This window comes from Roseovarius sp. MMSF_3298, from assembly GCF_030733705.1.
Classification (GTDB): Bacteria; Pseudomonadota; Alphaproteobacteria; order Rhodobacterales; family Rhodobacteraceae; genus Roseovarius; species Roseovarius confluentis.
Genome location: NZ_JASHIN010000016.1, coordinates 79,453 through 103,723, shown reverse-complemented (window position 1 = coordinate 103,723; position 24,271 = coordinate 79,453). Strand labels below are relative to the sequence as shown.

The window sequence follows — 24,271 nt, the reverse complement described above, 5'->3', positions numbered from 1 at the left end:
CCTGTGCGCGGGCCGACATCAGGAGTCTGGTAGGGCCAGCGGCGTGTACGCCAGGGCCAGGGCCGTGGTCGCAAGGCCGGCTTGGGGTGAAAGATGCGGGCCTCGAGCATCGTCCCGGCCTAGCGTGGCAGGCGGCCGATGCGGTGCGCCTCAAGCTCGGCGTCGCGGCGGTTGTCGAAGCGCGTGTTCGGCGCCCAGTGGCCGCGGCCCTGCCGGGCATCGGCATCGTTCAGGCGGGTGGCGGTGCGGAAGCTATCTGAAAGAATTCCAAGCATGACGTGTTCCTTTGAGGTTCGTGTGATAGCCTCAATCTGACAGCCATAGCGTGTTATTGCGACTCAGGAAAAATTCGGATATGTAAGATTAGATTACATGACGGATTGGCTGACCCTCCCGCCCCTGACGGCCTTGCGCGCGTTCGCGGCCCTTGCCGAGACCGGCTCGGCGCAGGCGGCGGGCGCGGCGCTGAACGTCAGCCACGCGGCGATCAGCCAGCAGGTCAAGGCGCTGGAGGCCCGGATGGGCGTGCCGCTGGTGGATCGCAGCGGGCGCAAGTTGCAGCTGACCACCGAGGGGCGTGAGCTGGCCGATGCGCTGAAGACCGGGTTCGACACCATCGCGCGCAGTGTCGACGCGCTGACCGGGGCGGATGCAGACCGGGCGGTGCAGGTCTCGACCACGCAGCTTTTCGCGACCACCTGGCTGATGCCGCGGCTGATGGATTTCCAGACGCGGCATCCCGGTATCGATCTGATGATCAACCCGTCGGCGGAGCTGCACGAGTTGACGCCGGGGGGCTATGACCTTGCGCTGCGCTTTGGCGACGGCAACTGGCCGGGGCTGGAGGTGGAGATGCTGGTGCCCTCGGATATCGTGATCACCGCCGCGCCCAAGCTGGTTGGGACGTGCGAGATCACCCGGCCCGAGCATCTGCTGGACTATCCGTGGCTGGAAGAGCTTGGCACGTCAGAATCCACCGACTGGCTGCGCAAGCATGGCGTCACCGAGGGCCGCGCCAAGAGCGTGACGCAGGTGCCGGGCAACCTGATGCTGGAAGGCGCCCGCGCGGGGCAGGGGATCATCAGCACGGCGATGTCCTCGGTCCAGGCGGAAGTGGATGCGGGGCGGCTGAAGCTGCTGTTTCGGGATGCGGGCGAGACGGGGTATCATATCGTCACGCGGCCCGGTGTTTTGCGCCCAAAGGCCAAGGCCTTCGTGACGTGGCTGCGCCGCCAGAAGGAAGCGCCCTGCGACGAAAAGGGTTGATCTGAGTCAAGGTTTTGGAAAACCCGCCGTGTCAGAACGGGCCGGCGCAACAGACCTTTATCGGAGCGAGAGCTATCCGTGTCCTCTACATCTGATTCTCCCGAGACCCCGCCGAGCCTCTATGCCGCGCGGGAGCCTGTCTTTCCCAAGCGCGTGAGTGGCTGGTTCCGCCGGTTCAAGTGGATCATCATGATCGTGACGCTAGGGATCTACTACGTCACGCCCTGGATCCGCTGGGACCGGGGGCCGTCGCTGCCCGACCAGGCGGTGCTGGTGGACATGGCGAACCGGCGGTTCTTTTTCTTCTGGATCGAGATCTGGCCGCACGAGTTCTATTTCGTGGCCGGTTTGCTGGTGATGGCGGGGCTGGGATTGTTCCTGTTCACCTCGGCGCTGGGGCGGGTGTGGTGCGGCTATGCCTGCCCGCAGACGGTGTGGACGGACCTGTTCATCCTGGTGGAACGCTGGGTCGAGGGGGACCGCAATGCGCGGCTGCGCCTGCACCGGCAGAAGAAATGGGACGCGCGGAAGGTGCGCCTGCGGCTGACAAAGTGGGCGCTGTGGCTGCTGATCGCGGTGGCCACGGGGGGCGCGTGGGTGTTCTATTTCACCGATGCGCCGACGCTGCTGGTGGATCTTTTCACCCTGAACGCGCATCCCATCGCCTATACGACCATCGCCATCCTGACCGGGACGACGTTCTTTTTCGGCGGGTTCGCACGCGAGCAGATCTGCATTTATGCCTGTCCGTGGCCGCGTATCCAGGCGGCGATGATGGACGAGGACACGCTGACCATCGGCTATCGGTACTGGCGGGGCGAGCCGCGGGGCAAAGGCAACGTGCGGCGGCGGCAGACCGAGGACGCGGTCAAGGCCGAGGCGGCGTCGCATGCGGCGGGGGAAACCGCCGGGGCCAGCTATGCCCGGACGCCGGTGCCCAACAACGAGAGCGACATGGTGCCGGATGCCGCGGCGGCGGCGAAGGGGCCGGGGGACTGCATCGACTGCATGGCCTGCGTGAACGTTTGCCCCATGGGGATCGACATCCGCGACGGGCAGCAGATGGAGTGCATCACGTGTGGCCTGTGCATCGACGCCTGCGACGACATCATGGCCAAGATCGGCAAGCCGCGGGGTCTGATCGACTACATGGCGCTGACCGACGAGGAGCGCGAGCGCGAGGGCAAGCCACCGAAGCCGGTGATGAAGCATATACTGCGGCCGCGCACGATCATGTATACGTTGCTGTGGTCGCTGGTGGGGGCGGGGCTGTTGTTTGCGCTGTTCATCCGGGCGGATATCGACCTGACGGTGGCGCCGGTGCGCAACCCGACCTTCGTCACGCTGTCGGACGGGTCGATCCGCAACACCTACGAGGTGCGGCTGCGCAACAAGCATGGCGAGGCGCGCCCGATGCGGATTTCGGCCAAGGGCGACCCGGCCATTCGCGTGCAGCTTGAAGGGACCCCCTATGAAACGGTAGATGTGCCGGCCAACGAGACCTATTTGCAGCGCGTCTACCTGATCGCGCCGCCGGGATCGGACGCGGCGCAGAGCGATGCGACGGACGTGCGCCTGTGGGTCGAGGATATCTCGAACGGAGACCGCGCCCACAAGGACACGGTGTTCAACGGGAGGGGCGAATGAAGCGCGACTTCACGATCAAGGGATGGCACGTCTTTGCCGGGTTTGCCGGGGCGTTTTCGATCATCATCGCGGTCAACCTGGTGTTGGCGTTCTCGGCGGTGAAGACCTTTCCGGGGCTGGAGACGAAGAATTCCTATATCGCCAGCCAAAGCTTTGACGACCGGCGCGACGCGCAGGAGGCCCTGGGCTGGAGCGTGGAGGCGACACACAGGGCGGGCCTGCTGGAGTTGAAGATCACCGATGCGGACGGCCAGCCGGTGGAAGTGGCGGCGCTGGACGCAACGGTGGGGCGGGCGACCCATGTGCAGGATGACGTGACGCCCGCGTTCCGGTTCGACGGCGAGGCCTATTTCGCCACGGTGCCGCTGGGCGCGGGCAACTGGAACATCCGCATGGAGGCACGGGCCGAGGACGGCACGGTGTTTCAGCAGCGCGTGGTGCTGATCAAGGAGAGCGGTGCGTGACCGTGGCGATGCGGCATCAGGCGGCGATGGGCTGCCCGGCCTGTGCGGCGGCCCCCGGTGCCGACGACGTGGAGGTCGCGCCGGAGGGAGGGCAGATCGCGCTGTCACTGCCGACGATCCATTGTGCCGCGTGTATTTCCAGGATCGAGGACGGGCTGAACGCGCATCCCGGTGTGCGCTCGGCGCGGGTGAACCTGACGCTGAAACGGGCGAGCATCGACGCCGAGGCCGACGTGACGCCCGCCGAGATGGTGGGGCTGGTCGAAGGGCTGGGATACGAGGCGCATGAGCTGGATCCCGGCACGCTGAGCGCCACGGCGACGGACAAGGCCGGGCGCGAATTGTTGATGCGGCTGGCGGTGGCCGGGTTCGCGATGATGAACGTGATGCTGCTGTCGGTGTCGGTCTGGTCTGGCGCGGATGACGCGACGCGGGACATGTTCCACTGGATTTCCGCCGCGATTGCCTTGCCCGCCGTCGCGTTCTGCGGCGTGCCGTTCTATCGCAACGCGTGGAGTGCGCTGCGGCAGGGGCGGCTGAACATGGACGTGCCGATCACGCTGGCCGTGGCGTTGGCGGTGGTGACGTCGCTTTGGGAGACGGCGCTGTCGGGGCATCATGCGTATTTCGACGCCGCCATTGCGCTGGTGTTTTTCCTGTTGGCGGGGCGTTACCTGGATCACCGGACACGGGCCGTGGCGCGGTCGGCGGCCGAGGAGTTGACGGCGCTGGAAGTGCCGCGCGCGTGGCGGATCGAGGACGACCAAGAGGTAGAGCGGCCCATCGCGGAACTGGCGGTGGGCGACGTGCTGCTGGTGCGGGCCGGGGGGCGCGTGCCGGTGGATGGCGAGATCGTCGAGGGCACGTCAGAGTTGGACCGGTCGCTGTTGACCGGCGAGACCGTGCCGGTCTTTGCCGGGCCGGGGCACGCTGTGTCGGCGGGCGAAGTGAACCTGACCGGGCCGCTGCGTATCCGCGCCAGCGCGGTGGGGTCGGAGACGTCGCTGCACCGGATGGCGGATCTGGTGGCGATCGCGGAATCGGGACGGTCGCGGTACACGTCGCTGGCGGACCGGGCGGCGAAGCTCTATGCGCCCGGCGTGCATATCCTGTCTGCCTTGGCCTTTGCGGGCTGGTTTCTTTACACGTTCGACATGCGCACGGCGCTTAATATAGCGGCGGCGGTGCTGATCATCACCTGCCCCTGTGCGCTGGGCCTTGCGGTGCCGGCGGTGACCACGGCGGCGTCGGGGCGGCTGTTCCGCAAGGGGATGCTGATCAAGCACGAGACCGCGCTGGAGCGGCTGGCGGAGGTCGACACGGTGGTGTTCGATAAGACCGGGACATTGACGGCGGGGGTGCCGGTGCTGACCAACCCGGACGTTCTGGACGATGCGGCGCGGGGCGTGGCGTTGGCGCTGGCGCGGGGCTCGGCGCATCCGCTGGCGCGGGCGATTGCCAAGGCGCTGGGCGAGGCGGAGGCGAAACCTGCGGACGTGACCGGGATTGCCGAGGTGCCGGGCTATGGCGTGTCGGGGCGCGTCGGCGACCTGGAGGTACGGCTGGGCCGGGCGGCCTGGGTCGGGGCGGAGCCGCGTGCCGAGACGGCGACCTATCTGAAGATCGGGAAGGCGGCGCCTGTGGCGCTGACTTTCGAGGGTGCGTTGCGGCCTGGTGCGGAAGAGGCCGTGACGGCGCTCTTGCGCGCGGGCAAGGCCGTCTGGCTGGTGTCGGGGGATACCGAACCGGCGGTGAAGGCGCTGGCGGAGCGGTTGGGGATCGAAGCCTGGCACGCGGGCGTGCTGCCCGAGGACAAGGCGCTGATCGTGGCAGCGTTGTCGGACAAAGGCGCCCATGTGCTGATGGTGGGCGACGGGCTGAATGACACCGCGGCGCTGGCGGCGGCGCATGTGTCGATCTCGCCCGCCTCGGCGCTGGATGCCGCGCGGGTGGCCAGCGACGTGGTGCTCTTGGGCACGGACCTGAGCCCGCTGGCCGACGCGCTGGTCGTGGCGCGGAAAGCGCGGCGTCGGATCACCGAGAATTTCCGGTTGGCGACGCTTTACAACATCATTGCCGTGCCGCTGGCCGTGGCCGGGCTGGCGACGCCGCTGATCGCGGCCTTGGCGATGTCGGCGAGTTCGATTACCGTGTCGCTGAACGCGCTAAGGCTGTCGGGGAGGCGTGCATGACCATTCTGGCCTATCTTATCCCGATCTCGCTGATCCTGGGCGGGCTGGGGCTGGGGTTTTTCGTGTGGACGGTGCGCAGCAACCAGTATGACGACCCCGAGGGCAACGCGCAGCGCATCCTGAGCGACACTTACGACGATAAGCCGAAGCGGTAGCACCCGGTCGCGCCTGTCGGATTTGAGTATTTTCAGCAAGAAAAAGCCGGGGGTGGGGCCCGGAACGGCAAACGCCTGCGCGGAGGGAGGCGCAGGCGTTCTCTGGATCGGGCGCGGCGTTACGCGCCGGGGTCGATCATGAAACAGGTGATCTGCTTGGCCTGAAGCCGGCGGCAGGCGAGGTCGGCGCTTTCGCGGGTCATACCCATGAAATTCGCCTCGAACCCGGTGGAGCGCTTGACCACCTTGCGCAGGGAGCCGTCGAGCGTCTCCATCTCGTTCAGGGCGGTTTTCAACAGGACCTTGCGCGCCTTGTATTCCGACGGATAGCGGCCGACATTGATGCCCCAGTGGCGGCCGCCGGAGGTGGAGATCCGGGTGACGACCTTTTGCACAGGGTCGCTGGCGGGCTCTTTGGCCTTGGGCGTGGTCTGTGCCTTCGCATCGACGCTCGCCAGGACGAGGTCCTTGGGCCGTGCCTTGGGCGTCGCCGTGGCCAGGGCGCTGCCCTGCGCTGCGGGTGGGGTTGCGTCCTCGGTGATGGTCTCGGCGGCGGCCAGCAGGGCCTTTTCGATATCTTCCTTGCCGACAGTGGGCGCGGCCTGTGCCACGACGGCTTCGCCGGGGCGGCGCTGTGGGCGGAGGGATTTCTTGACCGCGGCGGCGGAGGCGAGGCGCACGGTGCGGCCCTTGCCGCCGGGAACGGAGTGATTGTCGGCGGGGCCGATCTTGCCCATGTAGGCGGGTTTCGAGGGGCGGTTCACCGCAACGCGGCTGGGGGCCTGGCGGAAGCCGAGGTCCAGCAGTTCGGCCACCTTGGCGTTGCGCGACGCGGTGGAGCGGCCGCCGAAGACGGTGGCGATGATGCGCTCGCCGCCACGTTCCGCGCTGGCCGTGAGGTTGAAGCCCGCGGCCCGGGTGTAGCCGGTCTTGATGCCGTCGGCGCCGCGGTAGTCGCCCAAAAGGCGGCGGTTGGTGTGGTAGACCTTCTTGATGCCCGCATCGGCGGTCACGCGCGAGAAGAGGTTGTAGTATTCGGGGTAGTCGTAGAACAGGTGCCGGCCCAGGAGGGTCATGTCGCGGGCCGTCGACAGGTGGCCGTTCTCGGTCAGGCCGTGGGCGTTCTTGAAGGTCGTGCGCGTCATGCCGAGCGCCTTGGCGGTACGGTTCATGCGCCGGGCGAAGGCGGCCTCGGAGCCTTCGATCGCCTCGCCCAAAGCGGTGGCGGCGTCGTTGGCCGATTTCACCGCGGCGGCACGGATGAGGTAGCGCAGCTTGATCGTCGAGCCCGAGCGCAGGCCGAGTTTCGAGGGCGGTTCGCTGGCGGCGTGCTTGGAGATGCGCACGGGGGTGTCGAGGGTGATCTCGCCGTTCTCGACCGCCTCGAAGACCACGTAGAGGGTCATCATCTTGGTCAGCGACGCCGGGTGAAGGCGAGTGTCGGCGTTGCGCGAATGAAGCACCTCGCCGGATCGTGCGTCCATCACCAAAGCTGCGTAGGGGGCCGCGACCGCGCTTAGCGGTACGATAACCATCATCCAGATAGTGGCCATAGCCACCAGACCCCAACGGATGGGCTGCCTGCTCCGCGTTCTCATGGAACTGCTCTTTCTCTGCCTCGTTCAACCGCCGATTGTTCGGCTGGCCTTATTTATTGCAGAAAAAGGTAGCACAGGGGGTCATTTGAATAAAGTGTTTATTTTCAAATATTTTGAGGGCACTCTTCGAGAATTGACGGCACATGTTGTGGTTAAATTTACCGTGACCGCTAAACCGGCAATTGTGGCGGGATTGTGGCGGCCCGGATGGCAGCCCTGATGGCGGGACCGGGACCGGGTTCCATGCCGGCTTCGGAACTGGTGCATGGTACCGCGCGTTTGCGTGCGAAGAGGAAGGGGACCTCATGTCACATCGCAGTTTCGCCGTGATCGGCCTTGGGAATTTCGGCAGCACGGTGGCGACCGAGTTGGAGCGGTTCGGGAATCACGTGATCGGCGTGGACATCGACGAGACCCGCGTCAGCCGCCACGCCGACAAGCTGGGCGAGGCGATCATCCTGGACGCACGCGACGACGAGGCGCTGAAGGAAGCGGGCCTGGGCGAGGTCGACATGGCGCTGGTGGCGGTCGGCGACAACCTGGAGTCGAGCATCCTGGCGGCGGTGAACCTGCGGCAGGTGGGCGCGGGCGCGGTCTGGGCCAAGGCCACCAGCCGCACGCATCACCGCATCCTGTCGCGGATCGGCGTGGACCGGGTGATTCACCCCGAGGTCGAGATCGGCCAGCGGATCGCGCAGGTGATGCACAACCCGCTGGTGCGCGACTACGTGGGCCTGGGCAACGGGTTCTTCGTGGTGAACCTGAAGGTGCCCGAGGAGATGGAGGACAGGAAACTGTCCGAGCTGGGCCACGCGGACAAGTTTGACCTGCGCTGCCTTGGGGTGATGCGCGGGACGAAGTTCATCGGCCGCGACGGTGACGATTGCACGCTGAAGACCGACGACCTGCTGCTGATGCTGGGAGAACGCAACAACCTGCGCGACTTCTCCGCGAGCCTCTGAGGTGGCGCGCAGATCGTCGATCAAGCTGGGGTCGACCCGGCTGAGCCTGTCGCCGCCGGCGGTGCTGGCGGTGATGTATCTCATGATCGTTGCGCTGGGCGCGCTGCTGTTATGGTTGCCGGTGTCGCATCACGGCAAGGTGGGCCTGGGCGAGGCGATCTTTACCGCGACCTCGGCGGTGACGGTGACGGGTTTGGTGGTGGTCGATACCGGCGCGGATTTCACCCTGTTGGGGCAGATCATCATCGCCGGCCTGATGCAGTTCGGGGGCCTGGGCCTGATGGTGTTCGCGGTCCTGATACTGACGGCGTTCGGCATTCCCATCGGCATGCCGCACAAGGTGATGCTGCGCGAGGACCTGAACCAGGCGACGATCAGCAACCTGGGCCGGCTGGTGAAGATCATCCTGTACGTGGCGCTGGGCTGCGAGGCGGTGGGCGCGGTGCTGCTGGCCTTTGTATTCGTGCCCGAGATGGGCTGGGGCACGGGGCTGTGGCACGCAATTTTTCATAGCATCTCGGCCTTCAACAACGCGGGCTTTGCGCTGCAGCCCGACAGCCTGTCGGACTGGGTCGGGAACTCGGTGGTCAACCTGACGGTCACGGTGATGTTCATCCTCGGCGGGCTCGGCTTCATCGTGGTGGGCGACGTCTATCAGCATCGCAAGTGGCGCAAGCTGTCGCTGCATTCCAAGCTGATGATCGCGGGGACGCTGTGGCTGATCGTGATCGGCGTGGTCTGTTTCGCATTGCTGGAATGGAACAACCCGCGCACCCTGGGCGGGCTGGAGAGTACGGGCGACAAGCTGTGGGCCAGCTGGTTCCAGGGGGTGACGCCGCGCACGGCGGGGTTCAACACGATCGACACCGCGGCGATGGGGGACGGGACGACCCTGCTGACCATCATGCTGATGATCGTCGGGGGCGGGTCGACCTCCACCGCCGGGGGGATCAAGGTGACGTCACTGATCGTGATGCTGCTGGCGACAGCGGCGTTTTTCCAGCGGCGGCCGGCCTTGCATGTCTTCGGGCGGAGCCTGGAACTGGACCAGGTGCTGAAGGTGATGGCGCTGGCGACGATCAGCGGGTTGTTGATGTTCGCAAGCCTGTTCGTGCTGACCGCGACGCAGAACATCGCGTTCCGGGACCTGGCGTTCGAAGTGGCCTCGGCCTTTGGCACGGTGGGGCTGTCGCACGGTGCGACGGGCGAGTTGAATTGGCTGGGGCGGGCCGTGATCATCGCGGTGATGTTCCTGGGCCGTGTGGGGCCGCTGACGCTGGGCTTCTTCCTGGCAGCGAAGAGCCGGCCCCGGGTGCGGTATCCGAGCGACAAGGTGTTCCTGGGGTAGCGCGTGGTGGGTTGGAAACCCACCCTACGAGGCCGCAGAGCCACGCGCGGCTTGGAGAAGGAGGTCCCGAATCAAGTCCGGGATGGGGTTGAGTCCCAATGCAAAACGCCCCCGCAGGTCCCTGCGAGGGCGTTCCGATGTCAGGCTTTCAAAGCCCTCAGTTCAGGGCTTCGTCCGTGATCTGGTGGGTCCAGGCGGCCTCGCCCGGGTCCTCGGTGATCACCGGGTCGGAGCCGCCCGAGAGCAGCGAGTCGACCGTGCGCTGGAAGTCTTCCGGGTCGAGCGCGCCGTTGGAGCCGGCGGTCAGCTTGGCGACCTCACCCATCATGCGCTTCTGGTGCTTCTCGGTCTGTGCGCCGGTGGCGTCGTTGTCGAGCACGATCATCGCGGCCTCGTCGGGGTTTTCCTCGGCCCATTTCCAGCCTTTCATCGAGGCGCGCACGAAGCGGGCCATCTTGTCGGCGAACTCGGGATCTTCGAGGTTCTCTTCCAGCACGTACATGCCGTCCTCGAGCGTGGCGACGCCCTGGTCCTCGTACTTGAACACGACGAGGTCGTCGGGGGTCAGTCCGGCGTCGATGACCTGCCAGTATTCGTTGTAGGTCATGGTCGAGACGCAGGCGGCCTGGTTTTGCAGCAGGGGATCGACGTTGAAGCCCTGTTTCAGGACGGTGACGCCATCCTCGCCGCCCTCGGTCGGGATGCCGAGCTGGCTCATCCATGACAGGAAGGGGTATTCGTTGCCGAAGAACCAGACGCCGAGCGTCTTGCCGCGGAAATCCTCGGGGCCTTCGATGCCGGTGTCCTTGCGGCAGGTCAGCATCATGCCGGAGCTTTTGAAGGGCTGGGCGATGTTGACGAGGGGCAGGCCCTTTTCGCGGCTGGCCAGGGCGGACGGCATCCAGTCGATGATGACGTCCGCGCCGCCGCCGGCGATGACCTGAGCCGGGGCGATGTCGGGTCCGCCGGGCTTGATGGTGACGTTCAGGTCTTCCTCTTCGTAGAAGCCCTGGTCTTGCGCCACGTAGTAGCCGGCGAATTGCGATTGCGTCACCCATTTGAGTTGCAGCGTGACGTCATCGGCGGCCTGGGCCATGCCACCCCAGAGGGTGGCGGCGGCGAGGCCAAGCGTAGTGGTGAGATGTTTCATTGTCTTCTCCCTGTTCTGGTTTGCTTTGGTTATGTCCGGCCCCGTTGGGACGGGTGCCAGAAGGTGACGGCGCGCTCGATGAGGGCGACCGCGCCGTAAAATCCCGAACCGGCGAGGGCGGCGACGACGATCTCGGCCCAGACGAGATCCATCGCGAGGCGCCCCACCGAGGTGGAAATGCGAAAGCCCATGCCCTGGATGGGCGAGCCGAAGAATTCGGCCACGATGGCGCCGATGAGGGCGAGCGTGGTGCCGATCTTGAGCCCGTTGAAGACGAAGGGCATGGCGGCGGGCAGGCGGAGTTTCAGGAGCGTGGTCCAGTAGCCTGCGGCGTAGGTGCGCATCAGGTCACGCTGCATGGCGTCGGCCTCGGAGAGGCCCTGGACGGTGTTCACCAGCATGGGGAAGAACACCATGACGACGACGACGGCGGCCTTCGACTGCCAGTCGAAGCCGAACCACATGACGAGGATGGGGGCGAGGCCGATGATGGGAAGCGCGGCGGCGAAGTTGCCCACGGGCAGCAGGCCGCGTTTCAGGAAATCGGAGCGGTCGACGGCGATGGCCGTGAGGAACGCGGCGCCGCAGCCGAGGATGTAGCCGGTGAGCGCGCCCTTGATGGCGGTTTGGAGGAAATCGCCCCAGAGGATGTTGAGAGAGTTCGCGAAGGTCACGGCGATGACGCTGGGGGCGGGCAGGAGGGCGAGCTTGATCCCGAGGCCCCAGACGAGGCACTCCCAGACCGCGATGAGCGTGGCCCCGAAGACGATGGGCGCGGCCAGCTGCGCGGCGGTGTTCTGCGGGTGGCGCGCGAGGCGGGTGTTGATCCACCAGCCCACGGCCCAGATGAGCGCCCCTGCGATCAGCCAGCTCATGCTGCCATCCCCATTCGTTTGAGCGTGATGCGCTGGATGAGGCCGATCAGGCCCACCAGAACGGCGGCGAGGGTGGCGGCCATGATCAGCGCGCTCCAGATCTGGATGGTCTGGCCGTAATAGCTGCCGGCCAGGAGCCGCGCGCCAAGGCCCGCGACGGCGCCGGTGGGCAGCTCACCCACGATGGCGCCCACGAGGCTCGCGGCCATGGCGATTTTCAGCGAGGTGAAGAAATAGGGCATGGAGGATGGCAGGCGCAGTTTCCAGAAGGTCTGGGACCGGCTGGCGTTCCAGGTGCGCATCTGGTCGAGTTGCATTTGACTGGGGCTGCGCAGGCCCTTGACCATGCCGACGACGACCGGGAAAAACGACAGGTACATCGAGATCATGGCCTTGGGCAACAGGCCGGAGATGCCGACCGCGTTCAGCACGACGATGATCATGGGCGCGATGGCGAGGATCGGGATGGTCTGGGACGCGATGACCCAGGGCATGACGCTCATGTCCATGGTGCGGTTGTAGACGATGCCGATGGCCAGAAGCGTGCCGAGCGCGGTGCCGAGGAGGAAACCGAGGGCGGTGGAGCTGAAGGTAATCCAGCTGTGGTAAATGAGCGACCGCTTGGAAAAGGGCCGCCCGCTGGCGATCATCGCGCCGGTGGTGTTCCACATCTCGGTCGCCACCTGGTGCGGCGCGGGAAGCTTGGGCTTTTCCTGGGACCAGGTGTCGGCCACCAGTTCGGGGAAGGTCAGCGTGACCTCGGCCCGCGCGGCCTTGTCATAGGCCCAGGGCGCGTTGAGCGCGACCGCGCCGGCATACCAGAGCGCGATGAGGGTCGCGACGACCGTCAGGACGGGAACGACGTTGCGCATCAGGGCGCCTCCCGCCCCGGCCACCGAGCCGGGGCCTCTGGGCCCGCGGTGAGCAGGAGGCCCCGGAGCAGGTCCGGGGCGGGCGGTGCAAGCTCACTCGTCATTACTGTGCCCCGAGCGGAGCCCGTCGCGGACGCGATGGGCGATTTCGAGGAATTCCGGCGTGTCTCGGATATCGAGCGGGCGTTCGCGCGGCAGGGTGCTTTCGATCACGTCGGCGATGCGGCCGGGGCGCGGGGACATGACGACGATTTTCGTGCTCAGGTACACCGCCTCGGGGATCGAGTGGGTGACGAAGCAGATGGTCTTGTTCGTCCGGTCCCAGAGATGCAGGAGCTGTTCGTTCAGGTGGTCGCGGACAATCTCATCGAGCGCGCCGAAGGGTTCGTCCATCAAGAGGATATCGGCGTCGAAGGCCAGCGCCCGGGCGATGGAGGCGCGTTGCTGCATCCCGCCCGAAAGCTGCCAGGGGAATTTCTTTTCGAACCCCGCGAGATCGACCAGTTCGAGAACGCGGGCGATGCGGGCGTTTTGATCGGACTTGGAGTAACCCATGATCTCCAGCGGCAGACGGATGTTGCCGCCGATGGTGCGCCATGGGTAGAGGCCCGCGGCCTGGAAAACGTAGCCGTAGGCGCGGCGCTGACGGGCCTCGGCGGGGGTCATGCCGTTGACGGAAATGCTGCCGCCGGTGGGGTGTTCGAGATCGGCCATGCAGCGCAGGAAGGTGGTCTTGCCACAGCCAGAGGGGCCGATGAAGGAGACGAAATCGCCCTTTTCGACGTCCAGCGTCACGTCCTTGAGCGCGTGCACCGGGCCGTCATTGGTCTGGAAGGTCAGTGACAGGTCGCGGGCGGCGATCACGGGGCTGGCTGTCGAGGTGGCTTGGGCGTCTTGCATTACGGTGTCGTGTCTCCGGGCCGGGTGGAAGGAACAATCCCACGCCGCAACGCGGTGTCAAGGCAGGTCCCGGCGTCATCTGCCTGTGGTGCAGGCACATGATGAATTTGCGGGCAGTGGCGCGGGCGCATGGCGGCGTGGCTCATTCGCAGGGCGCCAGGTCTTCGACCGCGCCGTCGGGCAGGGTCAGCGTCACGCCGCTGCCATCGGCGCTGCGGGTGATGCCGAGGACCTTTTTGCGGCTGTCGGCGTCGCCCGGGCAGGTGGCCATGAGCGTGCCGGTCTGCACGGCGGTGATCTGGCAGATCGCGCCGTGCAGGTTGAGGTGCCCCGCGACGATGGCGACCTCGTTTTCCTTGTTGCTGTCCTCGCCGAGGATGCGAGCGCAGCCGTCGGGGTTGCCGAGTGGCGCGGCCAGCTGGGCCGTGGCCGGGCTGGCCAGCAGGAGAAGGGTGAGGGCGAGACGCATGGGGTCAGATGCCCGCCGGGATGTTGAGCGGATCGCGTTCGATCATCTTGGGGGCCGTCAGCGCCTTCCATTTCGACAGCGCCTCATGCGCCGAGGGGAAGGCCGGGCGGGGGACGAAGCGGCCGCGGCCGGGTTGCGGCTGGGAGTTTTGGCCCCAGGCCCAGATGACCTCGCCGCGCGAGATGGTGTAGCGGGCATTGGCCGTGACCTCGAAGCCCTCGAACACGTTGTAGTCGAGGATCGAATGGTGGTTGGAGGCCGAGATCGTCTTGGTGATCTTGGGGTCCCAGACCACGATGTCGGCGTCGGCCCCTTCGACGATGGCGCCCTTCTTGGGGTAGATGTTGAGGATCTTGGCGACGTTGGTCGAAGTCACCGCGACGAATTCGTTGGGCGTGAGGCGGCCGGTTTCAACGCCGCGGGTCCAGAGCACGGGCATGCGTTCCTCAAGCCCGTTGGAGCCGTTGGGGATCTTGGTGAAATCGTCTAGCCCCATGCGTTTCTGCTCTGTCGAGAAGGCGGCGTGGTCGGTGGCGACGACCTGCAGGGAACCGGCCTGAAGGCCCGCCCAGAGGCTGTCCTGGTGTTCCTTGTTGCGAAAGGGGGGCGACATGACGCGGCGGGCGGCATGGTCCCAGTCGGTGTTGAAATACTCGCCTTCGTCGAGGGTCAGGAATTGCGCCAAAGGCTCGCCATAGACGCGCATCCCCTTCTGGCGGGCGCGGCGGATGGCCTCGTGCGCCTGTTCGCAGGAGACGTGCACGATATAGAGCGGCACGCCGGCGGCATCGGCGATGGTGATGGCGCGGTTGGCGGCCTCGCCCTCGAACTCGGGCGGGCGGGAATAGGCGTGGCCCTCGGGGCCGGTGATGCCCTTGGACAGCATCTCCTGCTGCATGTCGGCGACCAGATCGCCGTTCTCGGCATGGACCATGGGCAGCGCGCCCAGCTCGCGGCAGCGCTTGAAGGAGGCGAACATCTCGTCATCCTCGATCATCAGCGCGCCCTTGTAGGCCATGAAATGCTTGAAGGAGTTGACGCCCATGTCGACGGCGTCCTTCATCTCGTTGAAGATGGTCTCGTTCCAGCCGGTGACCGCCATGTGATAGCCGATATCGGCGCAGATCTGGGGGGCGGACTTGCGGTGCCATTCCTCGATGGCGTTCTTGATGGAGCCGTCGGCGCCGGGCAGGCAGAAATCCACCAGCATCGTGGTGCCGCCACAGGCCGCCGCCCAGGTGCCGGTCTCGAAGGTCTCGGCCGCCGTTGTTCCCATGAAGGGCATTTCCAGATGCGTGTGCGGGTCGATGCCGCCGGGGATGACATAGGCGCCCTCGGCGTCGATGGTCTCGTCGCCCTTGAGGTCCTCGCCGATCTGCTTGATCTTTTCGTCCTCGATCAGGACATCGGCCTTCCACGTGCGGTCGGCGGTGCAGACGGTGCCGTTCTTGATGACTTTGGTGGTCATTGGGTGTCTCCCTGGTGCTACGCAGTCCCGGACTTGATCCGGGACCTCAGAGAAACGAGGCCTCCATGCTCAAGTCGGACCAGCTTGGGTTTGCGTGTTCGATCAGCTTGTTTTTCCATTCGCGCCGCCAGCGTTTCAACTTGCGTTCGCGGGCGACGGCGGCATCCAGTGTCTCGTGGGTCTCGAAATAGACGAGCTTGGTTATGTTGTATTTCGAGGTGTGCACGGACCCGGCCCCCAGCCGATGCTGGGCCGCGCGGTCGCGCAGGTTGCCTGTGGTTCCAACGTAGATCGCCGTGTTTGAACCGCAGGCCATGATGTAGGTGTAGAACGCCATGGACCGGTGGTGTGGGAACATGGTTAATTTGATGTAAACGCGGCTTTGGTGTTTGTGGCGGGACGCGGGTGGCCGGGAGGTCCCGGATCAAGTCCGGGACTGCGTTGCGCCGGGTGGCTGGGAGGTCCCGGATCAAGTCCGGGACGTCGAATGATCGTGTGACGATCATTCGACGATCTCCGCCGTCTCGACCACCGCGTGCATCAGGACGTCCGCGCCCGCCGTGGCCCAGTCCTTGGAGATTTCCTCGGCCTCGTTGTGGCTGAGGCCGTCGACGCAGGGGCACATGACCATCGCTGTCGGCGCGACGTCGTTGATCCAGCAGGCGTCGTGGCCCGCGCCCGAGACGATGTCCATGTGGGAATAGCCCAGCCGTTCGGCGGCGTCGCGGACGGCCTTGACGCAGGTCTCGTCGAAAGCGGGCGGGTTGAACTGGCCGACGATCTCGGAGGAAAAGCCGACCTCGATTTCCTCGCAGAGCTTCGGGGCCTTTTCCAGAAGTTCGGCAACCATGCCTTCGAGTTTGTCCAGGTCGGGCGAGCGGAAGTCGATGGTGAAGACGGCCTTGCCGGGGATGATGTTGCGGCTGTTGGGATAGACGTTGGCCTGGCCGATGGCGCCCACGGCATTGGGCTGGTTCTTCATGGCGATCTCGTGGACCAGTTCTGTGATCCGGGCGAGGCCGCGACCGGCGTTCTTGCGCATGTGCATCGGGGTCGAGCCGGTGTGGCTTTCCTTGCCCGTGACGGTGCATTCGATCCAGCGCAGGCCCTGGCCGTGAGTGACGACGCCGATATCCTTGCCTTCGGCCTCGAGGATAGGGCCTTGTTCGATATGCAGCTCGAAGAAGGCGTGCATCTTGCGGTTGCCCACCTGCTCGTCGCCCTTCCAGCCGATGCGGTCAAGCTCGTCGCCGAATTTCTTGCCGTCGGCATCGACGCGGTCGTAGGCCCATTGCTGGTCGTGGACGCCGGCGAAGACGCCCGAGGCGAGCATGGCGGGGGCGTAGCGCGTGCCTTCCTCGTTGGTCCAGTTGGTGACGACGATGGGGTGTTTCGTCTTGATGTCAAGGTCGTTGAGAGTGCGGATGATTTCCAGCCCGCCCAACACTCCGAGCACGCCATCATACTTGCCGCCCGTGGGCTGCGTGTCGAGGTGGGAGCCGACATAAACGGGGAGCGCGTCGGGGTCTGTGCCCTCGCGCCGGGCGAACATGTTGCCCATCGTGTCGAGGCCCATGGTCATGCCCGCCGCCTCGCACCAGGATTGAAAGAGCGCGCGGCCCTCGGCATCCTCGTCGGTCAGGGTCTGGCGGTTGTTGCCGCCCGCGACGCCCGGGCCGATCTTGGCCATTTCCATCAGGCTGTCCCAGAGCCGGTCGCCGTCGATCTTGAGATTTTGGCCCGGTGCGGTCATCGCTGTCCCCTTGTCTGACGTATCATAGCACGGAAGGGCGCGATATTGGCTGCCATCCCGGTTGCCACTTTTTTACCAAATGGTAAAACCACGATTGCGAAGCGGGGCGGGTCTGTCAAGCATTGCACCTGTTGCTGGCCAATTCGGGCTGGGTGATGCTAAATCTTCGGGCAGTGAAACATGAGAGGCGCGATGGAAGACGGGACGCAGGCGGCGGGCGGCGCCAAGCCGAGCCGGATACAGTTGCGCAACCGCAAGCGCATATTGGACGCCGCGCTGGACGTGTTTTCGATGCACGGGTTCCGCGGCGCGACGCTGGACCAGATCGCCGAGGCGTCGGGGCTGTCGAAGCCCAACATCCTGTATTACTTCGCGGGCAAGGAAGAGATCCACGTCACGCTGCTGAGCGGTTTGATGGACACGTGGCTGGACCCGATGCGCGAGATCGACCCCGACGGCGAGCCGCTGGAGGAAATCCTGCGCTACGTGCATCGCAAGCTGGAGATGAGCCGGACGTTGCCGCGCGAGAGCCGGCTGTTCGCGAACGAGATCCTGCAAGGCGCGCCAAGGATCGGGGCGGGACTGGTGACGGATTTGAAGCCGCTGGTGGATGAGACCGCGGCGCTGATCGAGACCTGGGCGGCGGAGGGGCGTCTGAAGCCGGTGGACGGGCGGCACCTGATCTTTTCGATCTGGGCCACGACGCAGCATTACGCTGATTTCGACGCGCAGGTTCAGGCGTTGATGGATGGGCGCGATACGCATGACGAGGCTGTGGTGTTTCTTGATGCGCTCTATCGCAGGATGCTGGCAATCTGAGGCGCGCGCGGGACAAAAACGCATAAAATGCTGCTTAGAATACGGTCGCGGCACCTGCCCGCTGCGTGGTATGAAGGCAGTTGGGTGCGGGCGCCGGATCTAGCGATCCCCCGTGTTTGGAGTGGATACATGAACATCACAGGACCAGCCCCTGTGACCTTCCTGCCCTCGGTGCCAGCCAGCGCCGGGCAGAACCTTCAGAAACTCGCCGTCAAGAGCGCCGCGGGGTCGGCGGAAAGCAGTGCGAGCGGCAACAATTCCGACAATGCCACGGGCGGCGACGGGCCGCGCATGGATGCGACGGCGCGTCCCGCCCGTGATCCGGCTGCCGACGATGTCTCGCGGCTGCCGGCCAAGGCGTCAGGCGAAAGCATGCTCGACGCGCGGATCAAGAGCCAGGAGACTCCGCGCGATCAACTGGTCGCGGCGCAGTACGAGTTGGTCGGGCGCCAGCAGGACCTTCTGCGGGCCAGCACGCGACTGGAACAGTCGCAGGCCGCGCGCGACATCACCGACCTTCGCGAGATGATCGAGGTTCTGAAGATCGAGGTGGGCGGGGACCAATCGCCAAGCCCGTCAGCCAGTCCTGCCGTTGAAGACGGGTCCTGAGGACCGCGCGCGAAACCGTGGGTGGCGATGCGCAGGGCACCGGAAGGCCCCCTGACGCCTTAACCTGATCTTTACCACGGTGGCGTCAGCTTTGGAGCATGACCCATGTCATTCGCCCTGTTCCGGCCGCCCCTTGGGTATCGCAACTGTTTTCGAGCCAATCGGCACGCAAAGGCTCTGTCGTGCGGCGGTCCCGCCGGTGGGTGGAGCGCGAAGTCGGGCGTGAGGAATTTGAGCGCGAAGTGCGCCGGCGCGGCTTTCACCTGATCGAAACCGGCGACCAGATGATCGTGGTCTGCCATGCGGGGCCCATTCGGATCGTGTTTTGATGCGGTGCGGATCGTCCCCAGAAAATTCGTACGAATTTTCTGGGGGACAGATTTTTCGTACGAAGAATCTGGGGCGGTCATTCCGCGGCGCAGGTCCCCGGATTGTTGGGGTGGGTCGTCCAGTTGGCGTAGTCGTCCTGGACCGTCTTTCCAGTGCGGGGATCTGTCGTGCCGGGGCTGAGTTCCTCCATCGTGATGCAATTATCGACGGGGCAGACATTGACGCAGAGATTGCAGGCGACGCATTCTTCGTCGATCACCTCGAAGGTGCGCTCCGGAGACATCGAAATCGCCTGGTGCGAGGTGTCCTCGCAGGCGGCATAGCAGCGACCGCACTTGATGCACAGGTCCTGGTCGATCCGGGCTTTCGTCACGTAGTTGAGATTGAGGTGCTGCCAGTCGCTGAGATTCGGGACGGCGCGGCCAACGAGGTCGTCGGTGGAGGTGAAACCTTTTTCGTCCATGAACTGGGACAGGCCCGAGATCATTTCCTGCACGATCTTGAAGCCGTATGTCATGGCCGCCGTGCAGACCTGCACGTTGCCTGCGCCGAGCGACATGAACTCGGCGGCGTCGCGCCATGTGGTGATGCCGCCTATCCCTGAGATGGGCAGCCCGGCGAGCGAGGGCGTGCGAGCGATCTCGGCCACCATGTTGAGCGCTATGGGTTTCACTGCCGGGCCGCAATAACCGCCATGCGCGCCTTTGCCGTCGATGGTGGGTTCTGGCGCGAAACTGTCGAGGTTGACGGACGTGATCGAGTTGATCGTGTTGATCAGTGACACCGCGTCGGCGCCGCCGTCCTTGGCCGCCTGCGCGGGTTTGCGCACGTCGGTGATGTTGGGCGTGAGTTTCACGATGACGGGCAGGTTTGAGTGTTTCTTGCACCATTCGGTGACCTGGCCCACGTATTCCGGCACCTGGCCAACGGCGGAGCCCATGCCGCGTTCGGACATGCCGTGCGGACAGCCGAAGTTCAGTTCCACGCCGTCGCAACCGGTTTCCAGCACACGGTCTAGGATGGACTTCCAGCTGTCCTCGTTCACCGGGACCATGAGTGAGGCGATGAGGGCGCGGTCGGGGTAGTCCTTTTTCACCCGCGTCATCTCGTCGAGGTTGGTTTGCAGCGGGCGGTCGGTGATCAGCTCGATATTGTTCAGCCCCAGCAGGCGGCGGTCGGCGCCCCAGATCGCGCCGTAGCGGGGCCCGTTGACGTTGACGACAGGTGGGCCCTCTTCGCCCAGGGTTTTCCAGACCACGCCGCCCCAGCCGGCCTCGAAGGCGCGGCGGACGTTGTATTCCTTGTCGGTGGGCGGGGCGGAGGCCAGCCAGAACGGGTTGGGCGAGGTGATGCCGATGAAATTCGTCGTCAGGTCAGCCATGAGCGTGTTTCCCTTGTCTGGTGTCGCGGGGACTGGGGCGCGTTGCGGCGAAAGATCATTTCCACCGGTGCGATGTCGCCCGCCTGCAGGTGTGTCACGTAATTCTTGATCTTTTCGGGCCCGGTGTCGTGCATCAGAAGGTGGATGCCGACGGGCGGCGGGCCGCCGGCCTCTTCGATGCGTTTGAAAACGCGATCGAAGAAGGCCTTTGCAAATTCGGAGCGGTCGCGCTCGCCCACTTGCGAGAAGCCGGCTGCGGCGGCGGCCTGACGGTAGGTCTCGGGCGGGGCCACGAAGGAGAAATCGGCCTGTTCCGCCCAGGGGAACGGAAAGGTCAGGGGACGGTCCGAGCCGCGCATCACGTCGAAGAGCGCGAAGGTGCCGCCGGGGACGAGGACGCGGGCGGCCTCGGAGAAAAGGCGGGTCTTGTCTTCGATATTCATGCCGACATGGAACATGAGGGCGAGGTCAGCGCTGGCATCCGCCTCGGGCAGGTCGAGGGCGCTGCCGGTTGTGAAACTGGTGCGGTCGGCCATGTCGGTGGCGGCGCTGAGCGCCTTGGCGACGGCGATGAAATCAGGGGTCAGGTCGATACCGCGCACATGCGCGCCGGTGCGGGCAGCGACGTGGCGGGATGCGCCGCCGATGCCGCAGCCGATATCGAGAACGCGGGTCTCGGGCGTAATGCTGAGCTGGTCGATCAGGGCATCGGTGGCCTCGACCCCGCCGGTGTGGAATTCGTCCACGGGCTTGAGGTCATCAAGACCGGGCGCGTCGGGGTTGGCGCCGGCCTTTTCGAGGGCCGCGCGGATCGCGTCGATCAGGTTGGTGGTGGAATAATGGGTGGACACACGGGACTCGACATCGCTCATGGCGCTTCTCCTGCGGAACCGGGATGGTGCGCAGTGTATCACGAAACGAGGCTTTTATGGATGTCTTCGGCGGCGTCGCGGCCCTCGGCCACGGCTGTCACCGTCAGGTCGTCGCCACCCGCGGCGCAGTCGCCCCCCGCCCAGATGCCGGTGACCGAGGTGCGGCCCGCGCCGGTGACGGCGATCTTGCGGCCATCGAGATCGGGCAGGGCATCGCCCGCGAGTGCCTGGCCGATGGCCTTGAACACCTGGTCGGCGGGGATGCGGACGGTCTCGCCCGTCGGGGTGAGGGCGTCGTCGGTATATTCGAACTCGATCTCGCGGACGGTGCCGTTGCCGTGGATGGCGCGGGGGGTGGCATTCGTGATGATGCGCACGCCCTTGGATGCGGCGAGGTCCTGTTCATAGACGCTGGCGTTCATGCGGTCGCGGCCGCGGCGGTAGACCAGCGTGACGTTGAGCGCGCCCAGCAGTTTCGCCTGCACGGCGGCGTCGATGGCGGTCATGCCGCCGCCGATCACCACGACGTCGCGGCCCACCTGAAGCGCGCGCAGATCACTGGCCTGGCGCAGGTCGGAGATGAAATCGACCGCGTCGAGCACGCCGGTCTTGTCCTCGCCGTCGAGGCCGAGCGCGTTGACGCCACCCAGGCCGATGCCGAGGAAGATTGCGTCGAACTGGTCGCGCAGGGTGTCGAGGCTGAGGTCGGGGCCAAGGGCCTTGCCGTTTTCCAGGGTGATGCCGCCGATCTTCAGCAGCCAGTCGACCTCGCGTTCGGCGAAGCCGTCCACTGTCTTGTAGGCGGCGATGCCGTATTCGTTGAGGCCGCCTGGTTTGGGGCGGGCGTCAAAGAGCGTGACGGAATGGCCGTGCATCGCCAGACGATGGGCGCAGGCCAGACCGGCTGGTCCCGCGCCCACCACGGCGACCGACTTGCCCGTCTCGGGCGCACGGGCGAAGGGATGCGTGCCCGCGGCCTGGAGGGTGTCGGTTGCGTAACGTTGTAGTTGCCCGATCAGGACGGGCTTGCCTTCGGCGGTCTCGCGCACACAGGCCTGTTCGCAAAGCGTCTCGGTCGGGCAGACGCGGGCGCACATGCCGCCGAGGATGTTCTGGGTGAGGATCGTCCTGGCGGCGGCCTCGGGCGTGCCGGTGGCGATCTGGCGGATGAAGAGCGGGATGTCGATATCGGTGGGGCAGGCCGTGATGCAGGGCGCATCGTGGCAGAAATAGCAGCGGTCGGCGGCCACCAGCGCCTCGTGCGGGTCTAGGGGTGGGTGCAGGTCGGAGAAGTTCCGGGCGAGGTCGTCCTCTGACAGGCGGCCGGAGGTGATGCCGGGGGTCAGGGCGGAATGGCTCATGGAGGGCTCCAGTGGCTGTGCGCTTTGTAGAAAGTATTGCACAGATCAAAATTTTATCAATTGGTAAAATTTAGGCGGTTTGTGAACGGCGCGAAAAGCGGCGGCGCGGCGCGCTAAAGCCCGTGATTTGCAGGGTGTGCGGTGTAACGGTGGGTGAACCTGCGCATCGCGCAGAACCACCCACCCTACGATGTTGGCAATGAATTCAGCGGCGGTTTTCGTGTTCCAGGCGCTGGCGGGCGATATGCTCATGCGCCTCGGCCTTGCGCTGGTCGGTCAGTGCCCGTTCGACGAAATCGAGATGGGTTTCGACGGCCGCGCGGGCCGCGACGGGGTCGCGCGCGAGGATGGCGTCGCGGATGGCGCGGTGCTGGTCCAGCAGGCTGGACCGCTTGGTGGACTGGTTGAACATGATCTGGCGGTTGTAGAACACGCCTTCCTGCATCAACTGGAACATCGAGCGCATCATGTGCAGCATCACGACGTTGTGGCTGGCCTCGAGGATGGCCATGTGGAACTCGGCATCGAGCCGGGCCTCGCGTTCGGGGTTGGCGCGGCCCCTGGCCTGCTCCATGCGGTCGAAGGTGGACGCGATGACCTGCAGGTCGGTGTCCGAGGCCAGCCGGGCGGCGCGTTCGGCGGCGAGCCCTTCCATGTCGCGGCGGAAGGCGATGACATCGAACACGGCCTCGTCGTCGCTGGCGAAAAGCTCGATCAGGGCGGGGGAGAAGGCGCTGCCCAGGACATCGGCTACGAAGATGCCGGCGCCGGCGCGGGAGGTCAGCAGTCCCTTCTGCTGAAGCTCGGCCACCGCCTCGCGCAGGGAGGGGCGGGAGACTCCGAAGCGGTCGGCAAGCTCGCGTTCCGAGGGCAGGCGTTCGCCGGGGCGCAGGATGCCGCGCAGGATCAGTTTCTCGATCTGGCGGGTGACCGCGAGCGAGAGTTTTTCGGGCGTGACTTTCTGGAACGGCATGGGCGCCTCGGGAGTGAATTGGTCAAATCATATGACCAGAGGCGATACGGGGCAAGCGCCGAGCCGTTCGGGGTCAGCCGGCGGTGTAGTTGCCGGACTGGTCGGGCAGGAACGCCTCGACCGCCGCGGTGGCGATGACGATTGTGTCGCCGGTGTCGGGGTTCACCACGTTGTGCCCGCCGAAGGTGGCAGTCACGGTGGCGTTTCCGCGCGGCAGGCAGGCGGCGAGCGCGTCCGTGTCGATTTTGTCGGGGTCCTGCACGCCGATGGTGACCTGCACGCGCATCTGCGACGGGTCGAGGGCGGTGGTCGAATACATCGGGATGGCGGAGCGGCGGATCGCGCTTTCGATCGCGCGGGCGGCGGCCTTTTGGTAATCCATCCCGTACTGGTCGTTGCCCATGCCCATTTCGATGATGAAGCGGTGATCGGTCATTGGGCGGGCTCCAGGTTCAGGCTGACATTGATGGCGGCGTTGACGATGACGGTGGGCTCACCGTCGGGGCGGGGGACGTCCAGGCCGCCCTTGTGGGCGGTTACGGTGACCTGGCCGTAGGGGAAGACGTCCGCGAGCGCCGTGGTGTCGACGGCGTCGGGGTCCTGCGCGGCGATTTCCACGTCGATCATCATCGCCTCTTTGGGCTGGCCGAAAAGCTCCGCGAGGTTGATGGAGTTGCGCCAGAGCGCGTCCTGCAATGCGCGGCGGGCGGCGGCGGTGTAATCGCGGTGGCGCAGGGACGAGCCGATGCCGAATTCGGTGAGGAGGCGCGTTTTGGGCATGTCTGTGCTCCGGGTGGCTGGCGTTGG

The 24,271-nt window shown here is 65.7% G+C and carries 27 protein-coding genes; 11 read left to right on the top strand and 16 right to left on the bottom strand.

Features of this window, described 5'->3' with window-relative positions; translation table 11 throughout:
* Positions 1 to 119: 119 nt before the first annotated feature.
* Positions 120 to 275, bottom strand: coding sequence for a hypothetical protein (locus tag RBB18_RS15150; RefSeq protein ID WP_170067265.1), 156 nt, complete (start codon positions 273 to 275; stop codon positions 120 to 122).
* A gap of 97 nt (positions 276 to 372) precedes the next feature.
* Here RBB18_RS15150 and RBB18_RS15145 point away from each other — a divergent pair, with 97 nt between their 5' ends.
* From RBB18_RS15145 to ccoS, 5 genes are all read left to right on the top strand, one after another.
* Positions 373 to 1,266 carry a LysR family transcriptional regulator gene (locus RBB18_RS15145; RefSeq protein WP_103764682.1) on the top strand — a complete coding sequence of 298 codons (894 nt, stop codon included), beginning with the start codon at positions 373 to 375 and terminating at the stop codon, positions 1,264 to 1,266.
* Between the two features lie 78 nt (positions 1,267 to 1,344).
* The gene (locus RBB18_RS15140) at positions 1,345 to 2,913 is read left to right on the top strand and encodes a cytochrome c oxidase accessory protein CcoG (protein ID WP_306111059.1); all 1,569 of its coding nucleotides are present in this window, start codon (positions 1,345 to 1,347) and stop codon (positions 2,911 to 2,913) included.
* Complete coding sequence (locus RBB18_RS15135; protein ID WP_274593985.1) at positions 2,910 to 3,377, top strand: FixH family protein; 468 nt, start codon at positions 2,910 to 2,912, stop codon at positions 3,375 to 3,377. The genes RBB18_RS15140 and RBB18_RS15135 overlap by 4 nt, the downstream gene beginning before the upstream one ends.
* Complete coding sequence (locus RBB18_RS15130; RefSeq protein WP_306111060.1) at positions 3,374 to 5,569, top strand: heavy metal translocating P-type ATPase; 2,196 nt, start codon at positions 3,374 to 3,376, stop codon at positions 5,567 to 5,569. Before RBB18_RS15135 ends, RBB18_RS15130 begins: the two co-directional genes overlap by 4 nt.
* Positions 5,566 to 5,724 carry a cbb3-type cytochrome oxidase assembly protein CcoS gene (ccoS, locus tag RBB18_RS15125; RefSeq protein WP_103764685.1) on the top strand — a complete coding sequence of 53 codons (159 nt, stop codon included), beginning with the start codon at positions 5,566 to 5,568 and terminating at the stop codon, positions 5,722 to 5,724. Before RBB18_RS15130 ends, ccoS begins: the two co-directional genes overlap by 4 nt.
* Before the next feature lie 119 nt (positions 5,725 to 5,843).
* Here the strand turns inward: ccoS and RBB18_RS15120 are convergent, their stop codons facing one another.
* Entirely contained in the window at positions 5,844 to 7,322 is a 1,479-nt protein-coding gene (locus RBB18_RS15120; RefSeq protein ID WP_103764686.1) for a D-alanyl-D-alanine carboxypeptidase family protein, read from the bottom strand.
* On the opposite strand from RBB18_RS15120, the gene RBB18_RS15115 reads away from it, so the two are divergent.
* The 3 genes from RBB18_RS15115 to RBB18_RS15105 all read left to right on the top strand — a co-directional run bounded on the left by RBB18_RS15115 (position 7,321) and on the right by RBB18_RS15105 (position 9,632).
* Complete coding sequence (locus RBB18_RS15115; RefSeq protein WP_146050090.1) at positions 7,321 to 7,542, top strand: hypothetical protein; 222 nt, start codon at positions 7,321 to 7,323, stop codon at positions 7,540 to 7,542. The genes RBB18_RS15120 and RBB18_RS15115 overlap by 2 nt on opposite strands.
* A gap of 85 nt (positions 7,543 to 7,627) precedes the next feature.
* Positions 7,628 to 8,284 carry a TrkA family potassium uptake protein gene (locus tag RBB18_RS15110; RefSeq protein WP_306111061.1) on the top strand — a complete coding sequence of 219 codons (657 nt, stop codon included), beginning with the start codon at positions 7,628 to 7,630 and terminating at the stop codon, positions 8,282 to 8,284.
* A gap of 1 nt (position 8,285) precedes the next feature.
* Positions 8,286 to 9,632 carry a TrkH family potassium uptake protein gene (locus RBB18_RS15105; RefSeq protein ID WP_371931663.1) on the top strand — a complete coding sequence of 449 codons (1,347 nt, stop codon included), beginning with the start codon at positions 8,286 to 8,288 and terminating at the stop codon, positions 9,630 to 9,632.
* 157 nt (positions 9,633 to 9,789) lie between these two features.
* Here the strand turns inward: RBB18_RS15105 and RBB18_RS15100 are convergent, their stop codons facing one another.
* From RBB18_RS15100 to RBB18_RS15065, 8 genes are all read right to left on the bottom strand, one after another.
* Positions 9,790 to 10,782 carry an ABC transporter substrate-binding protein gene (locus RBB18_RS15100; protein ID WP_306111062.1) on the bottom strand — a complete coding sequence of 331 codons (993 nt, stop codon included), beginning with the start codon at positions 10,780 to 10,782 and terminating at the stop codon, positions 9,790 to 9,792.
* A 29-nt stretch (positions 10,783 to 10,811) separates the two neighbouring features.
* Positions 10,812 to 11,657: an ABC transporter permease gene (locus tag RBB18_RS15095; RefSeq protein ID WP_103764688.1), complete on the bottom strand. Its 846-nt coding sequence runs from the start codon at positions 11,655 to 11,657 to the stop codon at positions 10,812 to 10,814.
* Positions 11,654 to 12,529, bottom strand: coding sequence for an ABC transporter permease (locus tag RBB18_RS15090; RefSeq protein WP_371931662.1), 876 nt, complete (start codon positions 12,527 to 12,529; stop codon positions 11,654 to 11,656). The genes RBB18_RS15095 and RBB18_RS15090 overlap by 4 nt, the downstream gene beginning before the upstream one ends.
* Positions 12,530 to 12,622: 93 nt before the next feature.
* Positions 12,623 to 13,429 carry an ABC transporter ATP-binding protein gene (locus RBB18_RS15085; RefSeq protein WP_306111063.1) on the bottom strand — a complete coding sequence of 269 codons (807 nt, stop codon included), beginning with the start codon at positions 13,427 to 13,429 and terminating at the stop codon, positions 12,623 to 12,625.
* A gap of 142 nt (positions 13,430 to 13,571) precedes the next feature.
* A complete protein-coding gene (locus RBB18_RS15080) occupies positions 13,572 to 13,898 on the bottom strand; it encodes a hypothetical protein (protein WP_306111064.1) in 327 nt (108 codons plus the stop codon).
* A gap of 4 nt (positions 13,899 to 13,902) precedes the next feature.
* Positions 13,903 to 15,366: a dihydropyrimidinase gene (gene hydA, locus RBB18_RS15075; RefSeq protein WP_306111065.1), complete on the bottom strand. Its 1,464-nt coding sequence runs from the start codon at positions 15,364 to 15,366 to the stop codon at positions 13,903 to 13,905.
* Positions 15,367 to 15,412: 46 nt separating this feature from the next.
* Entirely contained in the window at positions 15,413 to 15,724 is a 312-nt protein-coding gene (locus RBB18_RS15070; protein ID WP_306111066.1) for a GIY-YIG nuclease family protein, read from the bottom strand.
* A 144-nt stretch (positions 15,725 to 15,868) separates the two neighbouring features.
* The gene (locus RBB18_RS15065; RefSeq protein ID WP_306111067.1) at positions 15,869 to 17,119 is read right to left on the bottom strand and encodes a Zn-dependent hydrolase; all 1,251 of its coding nucleotides are present in this window, start codon (positions 17,117 to 17,119) and stop codon (positions 15,869 to 15,871) included.
* 192 nt (positions 17,120 to 17,311) lie between these two features.
* On the opposite strand from RBB18_RS15065, the gene RBB18_RS15060 reads away from it, so the two are divergent.
* From RBB18_RS15060 to RBB18_RS15050, 3 genes are all read left to right on the top strand, one after another.
* Positions 17,312 to 17,938: a TetR family transcriptional regulator C-terminal domain-containing protein gene (locus tag RBB18_RS15060; RefSeq protein WP_274593975.1), complete on the top strand. Its 627-nt coding sequence runs from the start codon at positions 17,312 to 17,314 to the stop codon at positions 17,936 to 17,938.
* Positions 17,939 to 18,067: 129 nt separating this feature from the next.
* Complete coding sequence (locus tag RBB18_RS15055; protein WP_146050091.1) at positions 18,068 to 18,547, top strand: hypothetical protein; 480 nt, start codon at positions 18,068 to 18,070, stop codon at positions 18,545 to 18,547.
* A 98-nt stretch (positions 18,548 to 18,645) separates the two neighbouring features.
* Positions 18,646 to 18,876 (top strand): N-(5'-phosphoribosyl)anthranilate isomerase, encoded by a 231-nt coding sequence (locus tag RBB18_RS15050; RefSeq protein ID WP_103764696.1) that lies wholly within the window; start codon positions 18,646 to 18,648, stop codon positions 18,874 to 18,876.
* Between the two features lie 77 nt (positions 18,877 to 18,953).
* Here RBB18_RS15050 and preA read toward each other — a convergent pair whose 3' ends face one another.
* The 6 genes from preA to RBB18_RS15020 form a co-directional block, all read right to left on the bottom strand.
* Positions 18,954 to 20,258, bottom strand: a complete 1,305-nt coding sequence (gene preA, locus RBB18_RS15045) for an NAD-dependent dihydropyrimidine dehydrogenase subunit PreA (protein WP_306111068.1) — start codon at positions 20,256 to 20,258, stop codon at positions 18,954 to 18,956.
* Positions 20,246 to 21,130, bottom strand: coding sequence for a class I SAM-dependent methyltransferase (locus RBB18_RS15040; protein ID WP_306111069.1), 885 nt, complete (start codon positions 21,128 to 21,130; stop codon positions 20,246 to 20,248). Before RBB18_RS15040 ends, preA begins: the two co-directional genes overlap by 13 nt.
* 38 nt (positions 21,131 to 21,168) lie before the next feature.
* A complete protein-coding gene (locus tag RBB18_RS15035; RefSeq protein WP_306111070.1) occupies positions 21,169 to 22,491 on the bottom strand; it encodes an NAD(P)-dependent oxidoreductase in 1,323 nt (440 codons plus the stop codon).
* A 205-nt stretch (positions 22,492 to 22,696) separates the two neighbouring features.
* Positions 22,697 to 23,464 carry an FCD domain-containing protein gene (locus RBB18_RS15030; protein ID WP_306111071.1) on the bottom strand — a complete coding sequence of 256 codons (768 nt, stop codon included), beginning with the start codon at positions 23,462 to 23,464 and terminating at the stop codon, positions 22,697 to 22,699.
* A 73-nt stretch (positions 23,465 to 23,537) separates the two neighbouring features.
* Positions 23,538 to 23,900, bottom strand: coding sequence for a Lin0512 family protein (locus RBB18_RS15025; RefSeq protein WP_103764701.1), 363 nt, complete (start codon positions 23,898 to 23,900; stop codon positions 23,538 to 23,540).
* A complete protein-coding gene (locus RBB18_RS15020; protein WP_306111072.1) occupies positions 23,897 to 24,244 on the bottom strand; it encodes a Lin0512 family protein in 348 nt (115 codons plus the stop codon). Before RBB18_RS15020 ends, RBB18_RS15025 begins: the two co-directional genes overlap by 4 nt.
* Between the last annotated feature and the right edge of the window lie 27 nt (positions 24,245 to 24,271).